Annotated in this window: 15 protein-coding genes; 14 read left to right on the top strand and 1 reads right to left on the bottom strand. The window is 39.9% G+C overall.

The features are described 5' to 3' along the window. Nucleotides 1-199 precede the first annotated feature (199 nt). The 3 genes from AC106S_RS20685 to AC106S_RS20695 all read left to right on the top strand — a co-directional run bounded on the left by AC106S_RS20685 (nucleotide 200) and on the right by AC106S_RS20695 (nucleotide 4917). Entirely contained in the window at nucleotides 200-3451 is a 3252-nt protein-coding gene (locus AC106S_RS20685) for a cytochrome c biogenesis protein (protein ID WP_482441607.1), read from the top strand. A 322-nt stretch (nucleotides 3452-3773) separates the two neighbouring features. Beyond that, nucleotides 3774-4640, top strand: a complete 867-nt coding sequence (locus AC106S_RS20690) for an SPFH domain-containing protein (protein ID WP_482441608.1) — start codon at nucleotides 3774-3776, stop codon at nucleotides 4638-4640. An 85-nt stretch (nucleotides 4641-4725) separates the two neighbouring features. Beyond that, nucleotides 4726-4917, top strand: coding sequence for a type II toxin-antitoxin system antitoxin (locus AC106S_RS20695; protein ID WP_482441609.1), 192 nt, complete (start codon nucleotides 4726-4728; stop codon nucleotides 4915-4917). Nucleotides 4918-5004: 87 nt separating this feature from the next. Here AC106S_RS20695 and AC106S_RS20700 read toward each other — a convergent pair whose 3' ends face one another. Further along, nucleotides 5005-5160: a histidine kinase gene (locus AC106S_RS20700; RefSeq protein WP_482441610.1), complete on the bottom strand. Its 156-nt coding sequence runs from the start codon at nucleotides 5158-5160 to the stop codon at nucleotides 5005-5007. Nucleotides 5161-5288: 128 nt separating this feature from the next. On the opposite strand from AC106S_RS20700, the gene amaB reads away from it, so the two are divergent. The 11 genes from amaB to AC106S_RS20755 form a co-directional block, all read left to right on the top strand. Beyond that, the gene (gene amaB, locus AC106S_RS20705) at nucleotides 5289-6839 is read left to right on the top strand and encodes an L-piperidine-6-carboxylate dehydrogenase (RefSeq protein ID WP_482441611.1); all 1551 of its coding nucleotides are present in this window, start codon (nucleotides 5289-5291) and stop codon (nucleotides 6837-6839) included. A gap of 169 nt (nucleotides 6840-7008) precedes the next feature. After that, entirely contained in the window at nucleotides 7009-8334 is a 1326-nt protein-coding gene (lat, locus tag AC106S_RS20710; protein WP_482441613.1) for an L-lysine 6-transaminase, read from the top strand. 62 nt (nucleotides 8335-8396) lie between these two features. Further along, entirely contained in the window at nucleotides 8397-8627 is a 231-nt protein-coding gene (locus tag AC106S_RS20715; RefSeq protein WP_482441614.1) for a DUF2007 domain-containing protein, read from the top strand. 324 nt (nucleotides 8628-8951) lie between these two features. Next, nucleotides 8952-9464, top strand: a complete 513-nt coding sequence (locus tag AC106S_RS20720) for a GNAT family N-acetyltransferase (protein WP_482441615.1) — start codon at nucleotides 8952-8954, stop codon at nucleotides 9462-9464. Nucleotides 9465-9580: 116 nt separating this feature from the next. Beyond that, nucleotides 9581-10036, top strand: a complete 456-nt coding sequence (locus AC106S_RS20725) for a transcriptional regulator (protein WP_482441617.1) — start codon at nucleotides 9581-9583, stop codon at nucleotides 10034-10036. A gap of 1 nt (nucleotide 10037) precedes the next feature. Further along, nucleotides 10038-11222 carry an efflux RND transporter periplasmic adaptor subunit gene (locus tag AC106S_RS20730; protein WP_482441618.1) on the top strand — a complete coding sequence of 395 codons (1185 nt, stop codon included), beginning with the start codon at nucleotides 10038-10040 and terminating at the stop codon, nucleotides 11220-11222. Next, nucleotides 11222-14368 carry an efflux RND transporter permease subunit gene (locus AC106S_RS20735; protein WP_482441619.1) on the top strand — a complete coding sequence of 1049 codons (3147 nt, stop codon included), beginning with the start codon at nucleotides 11222-11224 and terminating at the stop codon, nucleotides 14366-14368. Before AC106S_RS20730 ends, AC106S_RS20735 begins: the two co-directional genes overlap by 1 nt. 85 nt (nucleotides 14369-14453) lie before the next feature. After that, nucleotides 14454-15869 (top strand): TolC family protein, encoded by a 1416-nt coding sequence (locus AC106S_RS20740; RefSeq protein WP_482441621.1) that lies wholly within the window; start codon nucleotides 14454-14456, stop codon nucleotides 15867-15869. 325 nt (nucleotides 15870-16194) lie between these two features. After that, complete coding sequence (locus AC106S_RS20745; protein ID WP_482441622.1) at nucleotides 16195-16689, top strand: GNAT family N-acetyltransferase; 495 nt, start codon at nucleotides 16195-16197, stop codon at nucleotides 16687-16689. Further along, nucleotides 16686-17165 carry a MarR family winged helix-turn-helix transcriptional regulator gene (locus AC106S_RS20750; RefSeq protein WP_482441623.1) on the top strand — a complete coding sequence of 160 codons (480 nt, stop codon included), beginning with the start codon at nucleotides 16686-16688 and terminating at the stop codon, nucleotides 17163-17165. The genes AC106S_RS20745 and AC106S_RS20750 overlap by 4 nt, the downstream gene beginning before the upstream one ends. A gap of 264 nt (nucleotides 17166-17429) precedes the next feature. After that, a partial coding sequence (locus AC106S_RS20755) for a T9SS type A sorting domain-containing protein (RefSeq protein ID WP_482441624.1) occupies nucleotides 17430-18655 on the top strand: 1226 nt, incomplete at its 3' end.

Here is an 18655-nt window from a genome sequence, read left to right on the forward strand (position 1 = left end):
TAGAAGATTTCAATAGCCCGGATAGGTATTATAAATCCAGCTAATTATGATTTTCAAAATTGAATTTTCCTCAATGTTTCCCATGTTATTAAGAACGGTTCAAAATAAGCGAAAACGGCTCTAAAGTGACAAAAAACAGCTTTTTTTAACCTCTTTGTAGTTTTTCATCCTTATTTTTGCATGTCAAGTATAATAAATCATGAAGAAGCTCCAAGATATTCTTATCTCAACCAGAACAATGGCTGTGTTGTTACTGGTGTACGCAGGCTCGATGGCTTATGCGACGTTCCTTGAAAACGATTATGGAACGCCAGCAGCAAAAGCATTAATTTATGAAGCAAAATGGTTCGAACTGATTATGGTTCTGCTCATTCTCAATTTCATAGGAAATATCGGAAGATACAGACTGTGGAAAAGAGAAAAATGGCCGGTTCTGATGTTTCACCTTGCCTTCGTATTCATCTTTATTGGTGGTGCCATCACAAGGTACATCAGTTTTGAAGGAACCATGCACATCCGGGAAGGAGAAACTTCCAATGAGATCATAACGGATAAAAATTTCTTGAAAATTCAGATCGAAGAAAAAGGAGATGTTCTTAATTATCAGGATATTCCTTATCTGATGTCACCTTTGCATAAAGACCTTAAAGCCACTTATGACTTCCACGGAAAAGAAGTGAAAGTTATCGCTAAGGAATACGTACAGAGAAAAAAAGACAGCTTAGTTGCTGAACCTAACGGAGCGGAATATCTGCACCTGGTTTCTACCGGAAACACAGGAAGACAGAATATCTACATCAAACCGGGAGAAACGAAATCCATCAACGGAACTTTGGTAACATTTAACAGAGCGATTGAAGGGGCCGTAGAATTTAAAAGTGAAGGCGGAAAACTCTTTATCAAAACTCCGGTTGATGCCAGTTTCATGACGATGGCAACTCAGGCTACCGGAAATACCAAAAAGGATGAATTCCAGCCTTTGGCGCTGAGAAGCCTTTATAGCATTAATGAACTTAAACTTGTTGTTCCAGAAGGTCTTAAAAAAGGAAAACTGATCGCTTTTGAAGGAGATAAAAAGAAAGACATGAATGTTCCTGATATGCTTAAAATTGAGCTGCAGGGGCCAAAAACAAAACAACTGGTTGAACTTTCGGTTGAAAAAGGAAACCCGAATGCCTACAAACAGATCACAATGGACGGGCTGAATATTATGGTTGGTTTCGGACCTAAAGTTTACAATACACCATTTGCCCTGAAACTGGATGATTTCGTTATGGAGACTTATCCGGGAAGTTCATCTCCGAGCGCCTATGAAAGCCATGTTAAAATCATTGATGAAGGCAAAGAAACGCCTTATAAAATCTATATGAACCATGTTCTTAACCACGGCGGATACCGTTTCTTCCAGGCAAGCTTTGATCCGGACAGAATGGGTACGGTTCTTTCCGTAAACCACGATTACTGGGGGACTTTGATCTCTTATATCGGATATGCTCTTTTATTTTTAGGAATGTTCATTATTTTCTTCTGGAAAGGAACTCATTTCTGGAAACTGAATAAAATGCTTTCTGATGTTAATAAAAAGAAAGCGGCAGCTGTACTTCTGATCTTCTTAAGCTTAGGGCTGAACGCTCAGAAAATTGAAACCCACGGCACAACTGACGGAAGCAGAGAACACGTTCATACGGAAGCAGACGGACATAATCACGCTCTGGCTCCGGAAGCAACTGCATCTGCACAGAATTCTGCTGCATCGCCGATCAATAAAATGAGACTGATTTCTCCGGATGAGATTATTGCCAGAAACAAGATCAGTAAAGAGCATGCAGATAAATTCGGATATCTTCTGGTTCAGAATATTGAAGGAAGAATTGTTCCGATGAATACTCAGGCACTGGAAGTTCTGAGAAAACTGTACAAACACGACCGCTTTAAAGGAACCGACGGGAAATCCCTGGATGCTAATCAATGGTTTCTATCTATCAATACTGATACAGAAAGCTGGACAGCTGTCCCTTTGATCAGTGTTGGAGCTGTAAAACCACTTCTGGAAAAAGCCAAAGCTAATGAAGACGGATATACTTCTCTGCTTAACCTTTTCCCGGTTGATAAAAAAACAGGGATGATGACCTATGTTCTGGAAAGAGACTATAATATTGCATTTGCCAAAAAACCGGCAGAACAGACAGAATATGATAAGCAGCTGATTAAACTTAACGAAAGGGTTCAGATCTTCAATGAGTTTTTCAGTGGCCAGTTCATGAGAATTGTTCCTGTGAAAAATGATGCCAACCATACATGGCATTCGTGGCTTGACCAGAAATTGGAACCGGATATGGAATCTCAGCAGGTAATGGGACCTTATTTTGCCGAAATTCTGCAGGCGCAGAAATCAGGAGACTGGAGTAAAGCGGATGCTGAACTGGCGAAACTTTCAGATTATCAGCAGAAATGGGGGAAAGCTGTTGTTCCTTCAAAATCTAAAGTAGATCTTGAAGTGTTCATGAATAAGGTGAACATCAACTTTAAGTTGTTGATTTTCTATACCCTTATCGGAGGATTACTGATGATTTTAGGATTTTTCGACCTGTTTAAACCCAACAGGATCTTAAATAAAGTAATTAAAGCGATCATTATAGTAGGTGCAGCAGGATATGTATTCCATTTCCTCGGGCTTGTTGCACGATGGTATATTTCAGGACACGCACCGTGGAGTAACGGATATGAAGCGATTATTTTCATTTCGTGGGTAGGTATCACGGCAGGATTCCTTCTGTACAGAAATGCCAATGCCCTGATTCCGGCAGCCGGATTTATGGTGGCGGTTATTATGATGGGGTTTGCTCATGGCGGATCAGCACTTGATCCACAGATCACGCCGCTGGTTCCGGTATTGAAATCGTACTGGCTGATCGTTCACGTGGCCATTATTGTATCCAGTTACGGATTCTTTGCACTGTCTATGATTATTGCAGTGATCAGTCTGGTGTTCTATATTATTTCAGATAAACCTACCTATAAAATACACCATGATACAACATTGAAAGAACTGGTTATTGTATCTGAAATGTCCCTTACAATTGGTCTTTTTGCCTTAACCGTAGGAAACTTCCTTGGAGGGATCTGGGCCAACGAATCATGGGGAAGATACTGGAGCTGGGATCCGAAGGAAACATGGGCTTTCATCTCCATTATGGTGTATGCATTTGTACTGCATATGAGACTGGTGCCGGGACTGAGAAGCAGATGGGCATTCCACGTAGCCACAATGTTTGCATTCTGTTCGATGGTAATGACCTATTTTGGGGTAAACTATTACCTGAGCGGGCTTCACTCTTATGCGGCAGGAGATCCGGTTCCGGTTCCGGCCTGGGTGTACATAGGATTGGCAACGATGACTTTACTGGCAGTAGTTTCTTATTTCAAGTTCAAAGGACTGACAAAGAAATAGACTTATAAAACAATAAAATTAAGATCCCGGAATGCTTGTTCCGGGATTTTTTATGCCTTTATTTCAGAACTTTTTTTCCAGTATTGCAATATTTTAACTTCATTCGGGTGATATACATTTGAATATTATAACCGGAAGTAGCTTCCAGCCTCTCTCTTCCTCCTTCAAGTCTTTTTATCCCTGAATTCTTTAATCCAAACTCTCAGGTTATTTTAAAATGTTTCAGAAATCCATTCTAAAAAAATCAGCATCCATAGTTTTTATTAGTGATTAATTTGTATCTTTATGATATCAAAATAATATCAAATTAAAATTTACTGTTATGGAAAAAGTTTTAAAACCGATGTCCGGCTATCTGACTTTAGTGATCTGTCTGATCCTGTTTGTAGCATCTGTTTACCTTTTTATTTCCGGAGTTGATCAGAGCATTACGCTTGTAGCAGTGGCAATGCTGTGTTTTCTTTTATCCTGTTTTTTCCTGAAAGGTCTGATGATTATTCAGCCGAACCATTCAAGAGTGTTAAACTTCTTTGGCCGTTATGTGGGAACAGTGAAGGATAACGGATTGTTTTTTATCAATCCGCTGTATTCGTCCCAGAAAATTTCCCTGCGTTCGGAAAACCTTCAGGGGCAGACTCTGAAAGTGAATGACAAAATGGGGAACCCTATTGAAATTGCAGTAGTAATGGTTTGGAAAGTGGGAGACACATATAAAGCTGCATTTGATGTGGAACGGTATTCCGACTTTGTGAAAATGCAGAGTGAAGCTGCTGTACGTCACCTGGCGATGAGCTTCCCTTATGACAATCTGGAGGATGATCATGCACCGATCACTTTAAGAGAAGGCGGTGACAAGATCAACTCTATTTTGGAGCAGGAGCTTACAGACCGTCTTTCTAAAGCTGGAATTATTATTCAGGAAGCGAGAATATCCCATCTGGCCTATGCATCGGAAATTGCAGGAGCTATGCTTCAGAGACAGCAGGCAACTGCCATCGTAGCCGCAAGAACCAAGATTGTAGAAGGTGCGGTAGGTATGGTGGATCTGGCACTGAAAAAGCTTTCTGAAGAAAATATCGTAGAATTAGACGATGAAAGAAAAGCAGCGATGGTAAGCAACTTAATGGTGGTTTTATGCGGTGAAAAAGCTGCAACTCCCATTCTGAATGCAGGTACACTTTACAATTAATGTAAATAACTAATTATTATATTTTAAAAACAGATTTTTCCTTTTTTAAAATAATTCAGATCATCATCTTAGAGAAACTTAGAAAATGAAATCAGAAAAAACTCAGAATTCTTCAGAAAATAAAAGCAAGAAATCCTTTGTTATAAGGATTGATGACTCTACCTATAAACTTCTGGAGAAATGGGCCAATGATGAGTTCAGGAGCGTAAACGGACAGATTGAGTATCTGCTGCATCAGAGTCTGGTAAATTCAGGACGGAAAAAGAAAGAAGAATAACAGGTGAAAATCCTTTATACTTCCGGAAAATATCAATTCAGTTAACCTTACAACCAAAAGAAAAGCAGAGATCAATTCTCTGCTTTCTTATTTTATACAACTCTGAAGCGTATCGGCTCCGAAATAGAATATCACAAGCCAGATCAGACCTTTAATGGTAAAAAAGGCAAATCCTGCCCATCCCACACGTTTGAACCACTTCATGAATTTTGAGTTGTTGTTGTTATCCTGAGAATTTTCCATTTCTGTTAAAAATTACCTTACAAAGATAAGCATGTTTATAATTAGTCCAAATAAAAAGTCAGTTAAAAATTAAAATTTTGAGGTTCGCATAATATTTTTATCTTTAGAGGAACGAAAAGTAACATTTTATGTCTAAAAAAGTAAAGGATTTCGGAATCGAAAAAACACTCAAAAATCTTGGGATCAAAGAAGAAAATAAGGGAACTTCAACAGGAGGGAAATATTTTGCTTCAGGAAAAACAATAGAAAGCTTTTCTCCCGTAGATGGCAGACTGATTGCCAAAGTAAAGACTTCCGGACAAAGTGATTATGACAAAGTAATTGAAACCGCTCAGAAGGCGTTTCAGGAATTCAGAATGATCCCGGCTCCTAAGAGAGGGGAAATCGTAAGGCAGCTAGGCCAGAAATTAAGAGAATATAAAGACGATCTTGGAAAACTTGTTTCTTATGAAATGGGAAAATCTTTGCAGGAAGGTCTTGGTGAAGTTCAGGAAATGATTGATATCTGCGACTTTGCAGTAGGTGTTTCCAGACAGCTTCACGGATATACCATGCATTCGGAAAGACCAGGTCACAGAATGTACGAACAGTACCACCCGCTTGGCGTAGTGGGAATTATTACCGCGTTCAACTTCCCGGTAGCCGTATGGTCATGGAATACTGCTTTAGCGTGGATCTGTGGGAACGTTACCATCTGGAAACCTTCCGAAAAAACACCGATGTGTGCTATTGCATGCCAGAACATTATGGCCGAAGTATTGAAGGAGAACAACCTTCCTGAAGGTATTTCAAGCGTATTGGTGGCAGATCACGAAATCGGACAGAGATTAGTGGATGACAAGAGGGTTTCACTGGTATCTTTCACCGGTTCTACAAGAGTAGGAAGAATGGTTTCTTCTAAAGTAGCAGAAAGATTCGGAAAATCAATCCTTGAATTGGGAGGAAATAACGCGATCATCATCTCTAAAGATGCAGATATCGATATGTCTATCATCGGAGCTGTCTTCGGAGCGGTAGGAACAGCAGGACAGAGATGTACCACAACCAGAAGACTGATCATCCACGAAAGTGTATACGATGAAGTGAAAAACAGACTGGTAAAAGCATACGGACAGTTAAAAATCGGAAATCCTCTGGACGAAAAAAACCATGTAGGACCGCTTATCGATGTTGATGCTGTTAATCAGTACGAGGAAGCCATCAAAAAATGTAAAAAAGAAGGTGGTAAATTCATCGTTGAAGGTGGCGTACTGAGCGGAAAAGAATACGAATCAGGATGCTACGTTAAACCGTGTATCGCAGAAGTGAAAAACTCTTATGAAATCGTTCAGCACGAAACATTTGCACCGATTTTATACTTAATCAAATACAAAACATTAGAAGAAGCTATTGCTATTCAGAATGATGTTCCGCAGGGATTATCTTCGGCTATCATGACCCAGAATTTAAGAGAAGCGGAATTATTCCTTTCTCACGCAGGTTCAGACTGTGGTATTGCTAACGTGAACATCGGAACTTCCGGTGCGGAAATCGGTGGTGCTTTCGGTGGTGAAAAAGAAACAGGAGGCGGAAGAGAATCCGGTTCTGATGTTTGGAAATACTACATGAGAAGACAAACCAATACTATAAATTATACAGCTCAACTTCCTTTAGCACAAGGGATTAAGTTTGATTTGTAAAAGTTTTAATTTAACTATGAAAATTTAAAATTGAGAGATTTGAAAAATCATTCGGTCTCTCAATTCTTTAATCCAATTCCCACATTTAAAAATTAATAACCGGGATAATAATGAACCTCATTTTTTGATCTTCTAGTTACCCACTTATTAAATCACACATCAATTTATTATGGAACAAACATTAGATATAAAAGCAAATAAAGTAAAAGAAACAGTAGGAAAACACGTTTTGGCAGACGGTTTTGATTTCGTGATGGACATCGAAAGATCTCACGGATCATGGTTATATGATAAATTAACAGACAGAGAATATCTGGATATGTTCTCCATGTTTGCATCCGCTTCCATTGGTTACAATCACCCGTATCTTGTTGAAAGATCAGAATGGCTAGGCAGAATGGCTGTAAACAAACCCACTCTGGCAGACGTTTACTCCGAAGAATATGCCCAATTCCTGGATGTTTTCGAAAGAGTAGTGATCCCTGAAGAATTACAGTACGCATTTTTTATCGAAGGAGGAACTTTAGGCGTTGAAAATGCCATGAAAGCCTGCTTTGACTGGAAGACCCGTAAAAATTTTGAAAAAGGTCTTCAGACAGAAGCCGGAATCTGCATCCACTTCAGACAGGCCTTCCACGGAAGAAGCGGATATACTTTAAGTTTAACCAATACTTCAGATCCAAGAAAATACCAATATTTCCCAATGTTTGAGTGGCCGAGGATCTTAAACCCGAAATTGACTTTCCCAATCACAGAAGAAAATCTGGAAGAAACCATTAAAAATGAAAAACTGGCCCTTCTTCAGATTGAAGAAGCAATCCTGATGAACCCTGATAAGGTAGCCTGCATCATTATTGAGCCTATCCAGGCAGAAGGTGGAGACAACCATTTCAGAGATGAATTCCTGATGGGATTAAGAAACCTGTGCGACCAGAACGACATTCTTCTGATCTTTGACGAAGTGCAGACCGGTATCGGAATTACAGGGAAAATGTGGGCATTCCAGCATTTCACCGCTAAGCCGGATATTATTTCTTTCGGTAAAAAAGCCCAGGTATGCGGAGTTTTGGCCAACAAAGAAAAATTTGATGAAGTACCAAACAATGTTTTCAGAGAAAGCTCAAGAATTAACTCCACTTTCGGAGGGAACTTTATCGACATGCTTCGTTTCCAGCTGGTAATGGAAGTGATTGAAAAAGAAAACCTGGTTGAAAACGCAAGAGTAGTAGGAGACTACCTGTTGGAAAGATTAAAAGAACTGGCTCAGAAATATCCTGAAAAAATTTCCAATGCAAGAGGAAGAGGATTGATGTGTGCCATTGATCTGCCTTCAGGAGAACAGAGAAATCAGATGATGAACGAGCTGTTCAGAGACGGTTTGATCATACTTCCATGTGGTGATCAGTCCCTTCGTTTCAGACCTCATCTGAATGTTACCAAAGAAGAAATTCAGATGGCTTTAGACAAAATTGAAAATAATATTAATAAAATTTAAAACCAAAGATTTGTAATTTTAAAAAAAACATCGTAAATTTAGATACTCAAACGATATAGAATATGGAAAGAAGTACGAGAGTATCGGTTTTTGAAAGTGATAAACCTTCAGAAATCCAGCTAATTAAGTCTAAATTGGATGATGCCCAAATTACAAATACCGTCGAAAATAATTACCTCACCTTTACGACAACGCCTACCGCAACGTCGCTGAAAATTATGGTAGATTTAGAAGACGAGAAGAAAGCATTTCAGATTATTGATGCTTATCTTCAACAAGCTGAAAATCAATAAAAACAATTTCATAATTTTAAATTTTACTACTTCGGACCGAAAATTAATTTTTTAATTAGTTTTCGGTTTTTTTAATTCAAACCGAAGCAATATTTTAATTGGAAGGAATATAAAATTTCTAATCCGCCGTAATTAAAAAAACAACGCATTTATAATAATTAGAAAATAAAAAAGAGGAGATTAAGTATTCCTGCATTGAATTTTGTAATGATGAACCATTATTCAACAGAGGAGGGCTTCAGACCGCCTGAAAAAATCATCCGACGGCTTTAGCCAAAACCTGAAATACAGATTAATCTCTTCATTTTATATAAACAACCAACAATGAATTCAGAAACAAAACTAAGAAAAGCGGAAATTGAAGACAGAGATCTCATTTGGGAGATCATTCAGCAGTCTATTGAAAGAAGAAAGCAGGACGGAAGCGCACAATGGCAGAATGGCTATCCCAACCTCGGAACCGTAGAAAGTGACATTGCAAAAGGACTCGGATATGTTATGACAGTAGATAATGAAATTGCGGTATATGCCGCTTTAATTCTGAATGACGAGCCTGCTTACAGCAAAATTGAAGGAGCTTGGCTGAGTAACGGAGAATTTGTGGTCGTACACAGAGTCGCGGTAGACGGGAAATTTGCCGGCCAGGGTATGGTAAAAAAACTTTTTGATCATATTGAAGATTTTACCAGATCCCATGGAATTCAGAGTGTAAAAGTAGACACCAATTATGACAATATTGCTATGCTGAAGATTCTTGAAAGCAAAGGATATTCCTACTGTGGCGAAGTTCTTTTGGCAGACGGAATGAGGAAAGCTTATGAGAAGATTATAATTTGAGGAAAAAGTTAAATCTATTTTCATTGAATTTTTAAAAGACCCCCTATTTATAAACTCTATCATCTTTGTTCGTTTGGTTCTGAACTAATTTCTACTTTTGTTAAAATTTTTATTTTATGCATCAAAGTATAGAAATTGATGAAAAAATTTTTCAGGATGCCGTAAAATTTTATGGCACTATCTTCAACTTACCCCCTTTAGCCTCAAAAATTTATTCCTACCTTCTTTTCGATTATGAGAAAGTAGGAATTACTTTTGACGAGTTTGTTGAAGTGCTCTCTGCGAGCAAAAGTTCTGTTTCCACCAGTATATCTCTCTTGCTGAATGCACAGCTGATCGTAGATCACAATAAGATGGACGAAAGGAAACGGTATTTTTTCATCAATGAAGATTATAAACGGATACGGTTTGAAAAAATAGTTCAGAAAATGGAAGACGAATTAAAACTACTAGATGACTTAAACAATTTTAAAAAAAATCAGGACGATGGATACAATGAAAGAATAGAAGCTTACAAAGCACTTTTAAATAAAAACATAAAAAATATTCAGGAATCTCTTAATAAACTATAAAATGAATAATAAGCTAGTTATACTTTCTATTGCAGCGCTCTCACTGACCGCCTGCAAAAAAGAAGCTCCGAAACAGGGCGGTGCCAAACCGTATCCGGTGGTTTCCGTGGAGGCAAAAAATATAGTGGGTTATCAGACATTCCCGGCTACCATTCAGGGGAGGGTAAACAATGATGTCCGTGCAAAAATCCAGGGATATATTACTCAGGTATTGGTAGATGAAGGGCAGTACGTTACCAAAGGGCAGCCTCTATTCCGTCTCGAAACCAATATTCTGAACGAAAATGCAGCAGCTTCCAAAGCCGGAATCGGTGCTGCCGAATCTACTATTGCTGCGGCTCAGGCTTCAGTAAATGCGGCCCAGGTGGAAGTGAATAAGCTGAAACCACTGGTTCAGAAAAACATTATCAGCAGCGTTCAGTTACAGACGGCTCAGGCCAATTTAGCCCAGGCCCAGGCCCAGCTTCAGCAGGCTAATGCTGCCAAAAGACAGGCTGTTGCCAATTACAAAGGTGTAGAAGCCAATATTGAATACTCTATTATCCGTGCGCCTATCTCGGGAGTTATCGGAAAACTGCCGTTAAAAGTGGGAAGTTTGGTAGGACCGAGCGATCAGACCCCTTTGACTACGATTTCCGATACCTCTGAAATCTTTGCCTACTTTTCAATGAACGAAAAAGAATACTTCGACTTCCTTGAAAAAGCACCGGGAGCCTCTATGCCCGAAAAAATCAAAAACCTTCCTATGGTGGAACTGCAGTTGGCAAACGGAAGCCTTTACCCCGAAAAAGGAAAGATTGAAGCCATTACAGGTCAGATCGATCCGGGTACAGGTACCATTCAGTTCAGGGTTGCCTTCAGCAATGCCCAGAAACTCCTGAGCAACGGAAACAGCGGAACCATCAGATTCCCTCAGCATTACGATAATGTTCTGGTAGTGCCGGAAAGTGCTACTTACGAACAGCAGGGAATCGTTTACGTATACAAAGTGGAAAAAGATACCGCTAAAAATGTCGTCGTGAATGTGATCGACAGAATCGACAATATGGCTCTTATCAAATCAGGAGTCAATAAAGGGGAAACCGTAGTTGCTGCCGGCATCGGAGGTCTGAAGCCAGGTACACCGGTGATCCGTAAACCTGTAAAAATGGATAGTCTTGTTCAATCTATAAAACCGAAATTCTAATGATAAAAAACTTTATTAACAGACCGGTTTTATCTACCGTAATCTCAATTTTGATTGTGATTCTCGGTATTTTAGGACTCGTCTCGTTACCGGTTACCCAGTACCCGGATATTGCACCGCCTACGGTAAGTGTTACCGCAAACTATACAGGAGCCAACGCAGAAACGGTAATGAAAAGCGTGGTTGTTCCCCTGGAGGAACAGATCAACGGGGTGGAAGGAATGGATTATATTACTTCTTCTGCCGGAAACGACGGGTCTGCCAACATTCAGGTTTTCTTCAAACAGGGAATCGATCCGGATATTGCAGCGGTAAACGTGCAGAACCGTGTAGCCAGAGCAACACCTTTGCTCCCTTCTGAAGTAACCCGTTCAGGGGTGGTAACCCAGAAACAGCAGACCAGTGCCCTGATGTATATGTCATTCTACTCTGAAAATAAAGACCTGGATGATGTGTATCTTCAGAACTTTTTGAATATCAATGTTATTCCAAACCTTAAAAGGGTTAATGGTGTAGGGGATGCCAACGTTTTCGGAGGTAAAAACTACTCGATGAGAATCTGGCTGGATCCGGCAAAAATGGCTGCCTATGGAGTAACACCCACGGATGTAACCAATGCGATCAACGAGCAGAGTAGAGAAGCGGCTGCCGGTTCTATCGGGCAAAACAGCGGTAGCTCATTTGAATATATCATCAAATATGTCGGAAAATTCAATGATAAGGAACAGTATGATAATATCATCATTAAAGCACTGAATGACGGACAGAATCTGATGCTGAAAGATGTGGCCAAAGTAGAGCTTGCCGGCCAGTCGTACAGCGGGATCGGGGAAAACGGAAATTATCCTTCCATCAGTATGGGGATCTTCCAGACACCGGGATCCAATGCCCAGGAGATCATCAAAAATATCAAAACCTATCTGAAATCTGCGGAAAGTACTTTTCCACAGGGAATTAAATATACCTTTAACTTTGATACCAATGAATTCCTTGAAGCTTCTATTGAAAAGGTGGTACATACCCTGATCGAGGCTTTTATCCTGGTGTTTATCGTAGTATATATTTTCCTTCAGGACTTCAGGTCAACCCTGATTCCGGCCATTGCCGTTCCGGTATCTATCGTGGGAGCCTTCTTCTTCCTGAATTTATTCGGATATTCATTAAACCTTTTAACCTTATTCGCACTGGTACTGGCGATCGGTATTGTGGTGGATGACGCCATTGTAGTCGTCGAGGCCGTCCATGCGAAAATGGAACACGGTATTTCCGATGCCAAAAAAGCTACGGTAGAAGCTATGGATGAAATTACAGGCGCGATCATTTCAATTACCCTTGTAATGGCAGCCGTATTTATCCCGGTAACCTTTATTACAGGACCTACGGGGGTTTTCTACCAGCAGTTTGGGGTTACACTTATCGTAGCCATCATTATTTCTGCGGTTAACGCGTTAACGTTAAGCCCGGTTTTATGCTCTCTATTCTTAAAACCTCACGCAGAACATCATGAGAAGTATCAAAGTATGAATTTTCTTCAGAAATTTTTCTATAAATTCAATATTGCCTTCAGAACAGCTACCGAACGTTATGGAAGAGGATTTGTATTCCTGCTGAGACATAAATGGGTAACCCTGATTATTTTTGCCGTTACAGGTGGAATTTTATTCTGGGCAAGCAGTACAATGAAGAAAGGTTTCGTGCCTACGGAAGACAGAGGAATCATCTTTACCGATGTACAGCTTCCTCCGGGGGCCTCCATGGAAAGAACCTATAATGCACTGAAAACACTTCAGGCTAATGCAATGAAAGTACCGGGAGTTCAGAATGTAACCATTTCTACCGGTAGAGGATTCTTATCAGGAAACGGTAGTAATAACGGTCTTGCTTTCATTAAACTTAAACCTTTTGATGAAAGGAAAAAAGATGGGCAGACCTCCGAAGATATAACCAAAAAATTATTCGGAATTTCAGGAGCTGTACCGGATGCCAAAGTCGTATTCTTCCAGCCGCCGAGTGTGCCCGGATTCGGAAGCAGTGCAGGGTTTGAGATGGTGCTTCTTGACAAATCCGGTGGTGAATATGTTGATCTTGACAACAAAACCAATGAATTCATCGGTAAACTGATGGAAAGACCGGAAATTGAATTCGCCCAGACTTCATTCAATACAAAATATCCACAGTATCAGATGGAGATCAATGTTCCTCTTACCAAACAGCTGGGAGTTTCTGTAAGTGATATCCTGGCAACGATGCAGGGATACATCGGAGGAGTTTATACCGCTGACTTTACAAAATACGGAAAACAGTTCAGAGTAATGGTTCAGGCGCTTCCTGAAAACAGAAAGAACATTGAAAACCTGAATGAGCTTTATGTAAGAACAGGTTCCGGTGTAATGTCCCCGATCTCACAGTTTGTAACCCTTAAAAAAGCATACGGGCCACAGTCTGTAAGCCGTTACAACCTCTTTACTTCGGTGAAAATTACAGGAGCCAACTCCGCAGGATACAGTTCCGGGGATGCCATTGCTGCCGTACAGCAGGTGGCCGGAGAAACACTGAACCAAAACTATGGGGTAGAATTTACGGGACTGTCCAGAGAAGAATTGGCTTCCGGTTCACAGACCCTTCTGATCTTTGCATTAAGTCTGATCTTCGTTTACTTTATTCTTTCTGCTCAGTATGAAAGTTATATTCTTCCATTAATTGTTGTGATCTCCCTTCCTTTAGGGGTAATGGGAGCCTACTTCGGACAGAAGATCATGGGGCTGGAGAACAATATCTATTTCCAGATCGCTCTGATTATGCTTGTTGGATTATTGGCGAAAAATGCGATCCTTATTGTAGAATTTGCCGTTCAGAGAAGACATCACGGGGAAACCATCGTTATGTCGGCCATCAATGCGGCAAAAGCCAGATTAAGACCAATCCTGATGACATCATTTGCCTTTATCTTCGGATTATTGCCGCTGGTACTGGCAAGCGGTATTGGTGCGGTGGGGAACAGATCCATTGCAACAGGAGCAGCAATCGGATTATTGATCGGTACTATTTTAGGATTATTTGTGATCCCGGTACTGTATGTGATCTTTGAGACCCTTCAGGAAAAAATCAAACCGATCAAGAGAGAAGACATCAATTTAGCAGAATAAAAATTAAAAATTTGAGGCAGTAGAGTTAGATCTTTATTAAAAATCTAACTTCCGGCCTCCGATTTCTAACTTCTAATTTTATATAATGAAGAGTTTATTAAACATTATAAAAGGAATAACTTTTTCAGCTGTCATACTGGGAGCCATTACTTCCTGTATGGCCAGGAAAGAGTATGAGAGACCGAAGAATGTTGTGGACGAAAAGCTTTTCCGTACAGATATGCTTCCTTCAGACAGTACTACGATTGCGAATGTTTCATGGAAAGAAATTTTTACAGATCCTATACTTCAGGGGCATATTTCCAAAGCTTTAGAAAACAATCTGGATATCAGAATAGCCCTTCAGAGCATTGGTTCTGCGGAAGCTTATTTAAAACAGAGTAAAGCAGCCTATCAGCCAACGCTTTCAGTAGGTCCGAACTATACGTTCCAGACTCAGTCTATCAATACCCAGTTTGGACAGATCATTGGAGAAAGACGTTATATCAACCAGTTTGACATTACCGCCAGCATTGGCTGGGAAGCCGATCTCTGGGGAAAACTGAAAGCACAGGAAAAGGCTCAGCTTGCCACTTATTTAGGAACAGTAGCAGCACATAAAGCTGTTAAAAGTGATCTTGTAGCATCTATTGCATCGGCCTATTATCAGCTGCTTACCTTTGATTCTCAGAAACGGATCATTACAGAAACCATTGCCGTAAGAGAAAGAAACCTGGAAACCACCAAAGCATTAAAGGCTTCCGGAAACCTTACGGAAGTAGCGGTACAGCAGAGTGAGGCACTGGTATTAAATGCAAAATCCCTGTTGATTGATATGGATACCCAGATCCAGCTTCTTGAAAATACCATGAGTCTTCTGATGGGCGAACCTTCACACACTATCGAAAGATCTACACTGGAAAGCCAGACACTTCCGATTGATGTGAAACTGGGATATCCTGCCCAGCTCCTGGCAAACCGCCCGGATGTGATGAGAGCAGAGTATAACCTGATGAATGCCTTCGAACTGACCAATGCTGCAAAAGCACAGTTTTATCCTACCTTAAAACTTACGGGAAGCGGAGGACTGCAATCGGTAGACCTTGACCACCTGTTCAGTGTAAATTCACTTTTTGCCAACGTGGTAGCAGGTCTGGCACAGCCTATTCTCAATAAAAGACAGATCAAAACCAATTATGATGTAAGCCTGGCCAATCAGGAAACAGCTTATCTGAACTTCAGAAAAACAGTGCTTACAGCCGGCAAAGAAGTTTCTGATGCCATCAGGGTATTTTCAGTACAGGATTCTTTCATAGAATTGAAACAGAAAGAACTGGAAGCTTACAAAAAATCGGTAGATTATTCCCAGGAGCTGGTAAACTACGGTATGGCCAACTATCTTGAAGTATTGAATGCCAGTGTAAATTCACTGAATGCAGAGTTGAATATTTCAAATGCAGAATACAGTAAAATGAAAGCCGGTATAGAGCTTTATCAGGCTCTTGGAGGCGGTTGGAAATAAATAATTTCGCTTCAGATAAATTAAAACGTATGTCAGAAATGGCATACGTTTTTTGTTTCTCACAGATTGTCCCGACTTTGAAGGCTTTATTCGAAAAATAACTGAAGCATCTTACAAATGTTATAGATTTCTATAATACGATATACATTTAATGGTTAATCTTATTCCGAATTGAAGTTAATATAAACATTTAAATATATCGCACAGATACAGTAGTTTGCAATAGCTTCAAGTATTTAAGCTGAGTTAAAAATTTTATAAAAATATGATTTTGTTTGTATATATGTAGTTAACTACGTAGTTTTGATTATTAAAATAAAATATTATGGCAATAGAAATCCGGCAGATAGGAAATTCATATTCACCACAGGTTATAGATCTGATTCTGAATATCCAGCAGAATGAGTTTAATATACCGATTACCATAGAAGATCAGCCTGATCTCATGCAGATTGATAACTTTTATATGGAATGTGGCGGAAACTTTTGGGGAGCTTTTGCAAATGGAGAATTGGTAGGTTCGATAGCTTTGGTTAAATTTGATGAAAGGGCGGGAGCTGTGAGAAAAATGTTTGTGAAAAAAGAATTCAGAGGAAAAGAGCTGAATATTGCACAGCATTTACTGGAAACTCTTATTCAATTCTGTGCTGAAAAGCAAATTGATGACATTTATTTGGGAACCGTTGATGTTTTAAAAGCGGCTATGCGTTTCTATGAACGTAATCATTTCAATAAGGTTGAAAAGGAAAAACTTCCGGTGCGTTTCCCTTTAATGAATGCAGATAATGCATTTTATCATTTAAACATCACAGGCGTATGAATATAATTGACGAATCAGGCATTTTGGCCATATCTACAAGGCTTCAGCGGCTCAGTGAACAGTTGAGAAAAGATGGTGCCCAAATCTATAAGGCCTTTGGCATTGACTTTGAACCCAAATGGTTTCCTGTGATATTCACTCTGCATCATAAAAAAACACTTGGGGTAGTAGAGATTGCCAATGAAATAGGGTATACCCATCCTTCTACCATCAGTCTGCTCAAAGAACTCGAAAAACAGAAGCTTATCCTTTCAAAAAAAGATAAACAGGACGAACGCAGAAGACTGATTGAACTGGCCCCGAAAGGTAGTGAGCTGATTGAAAAAATGAAGCCGGTATGGGAACTGATGTCGAAGGTTTTAGGCGAAATTGCGGATAACAGGAATAATCTGCTCACGGCAATTAATGAAGCGGAAGAGAAAATAGCAGAACAGTCCTTTTATCAGAGGGCAATGTATAATAAAAAAGAACTGTAACCTTCAGGTTGCAGTTTTTTCATTATTGTACCTAGCGGATAATTTTCAGAGAAATATAATTTCAAAAAAACACGACACGTTCTGTCGCTTTGAAGCCATAGCTTTGTCTGAAGATGAGGATCTTTATTTCTGTGCCAAAAAAAGCATAAAATTGATAAAATAAATAACATTAAATCCCCGTTCAATTGTTATCGCCGTCTTAAAAAGCGTTAAATTTATACAGGTATTACAAATATTAATATTAACTTAAAAAAACATCAATACATGAGAAAAAAATATGCAGGCGTTCTGGCTGTATGTGCTGTCCTTACTTTTCCTGCTCAGGAAATAGTATGGCAGAAAGACCTCAGATCCACTACCCAGGATTTCTTAAGCCAGATTACCACCACCATCGATCAGCAATATCTGATCACCGGGAGTTCTATCCAGACCAAAAGCCAATCACAAGCTGCTAACAGCCAGAAGCAAAACAACGGCTACGATTTCCATCTGGTCAAACTTAACCAGCAGGGTGAACAGGTCTGGGAAAAATATCTTTCAGGACAGAATCACGACTATCTTTCCGCTTCCGTTTCCACCCAGGAAGGTGGTTTCCTAATAGCAGGAACTTCTTATTCAGGGAAAGGACTGGATAAAAAAGACGATTCCAGAGGAGGATCTGATATCTGGCTGGTAAGGCTGAATGAATTCGGAGATGAATTATGGCAGAAAACATTGGGAAGTGCTTCCGATGAAGAAGCCAGAGCAGTCGTTCAGACCACCGACCTGGGATTCTTTGTCGCCGGAAATGTGCAGAATTCCTCCAAAGGCTATGGCTCCAAAGATGCCTGGATCATCCGGCTGGATAAAAACGGAAAAGAACTTTCGCAGTTGATTTTAGGTGGAAAAGGATTAGATGAAGTGGAGAAAATGATTCCCACCCGTGATGGTGGTGTATTACTAGGGATATATTCAAGAAGTGATAAGGTTAATATGGGTAATCAGCAATCGGTAATGAGTAATGGAGTTTCAACAGGGACTTCAGTTATAGATAATTCATTATCAGCTGTTTCAAAGCAGACCGAAAATTTCGGTGAAGGCGATTACTGGATCGTAAAGCTGGATAAAAACGGCAAAGTGGAATGGGAAAAGAACTACGGAGGAAAAGGAGATGACCATCTGAGAACACTGGCTTTAACTTCTACTGGCTACCTTATCGGTGGAGAATCCCGGTCCGAAAGATCAGGCAACAAAACGGAGGGCATAGAAGAAGGAACTGATCTGTGGCTCGTTGCTTTAAACGAAAGAGGGGAAGAACAGTGGCAGAAATCCTACAATTTCGGGAACCGTGATATCCTGATGGGGATGAGTGTGATCCATTCCACGGATGATAAAACCTCCAAAGGCATTTTACTGGGCGGTTACACTCAGGCCGAAGGAAGAATAGAAAAAGATGATGAAACCTTCTGGATGCTGTACCTGGATCAGAATGGCAATGAGCAGTGGAGAAA

It is taken from the genome of Chryseobacterium sp. FR054 (genome assembly GCF_056844565.1).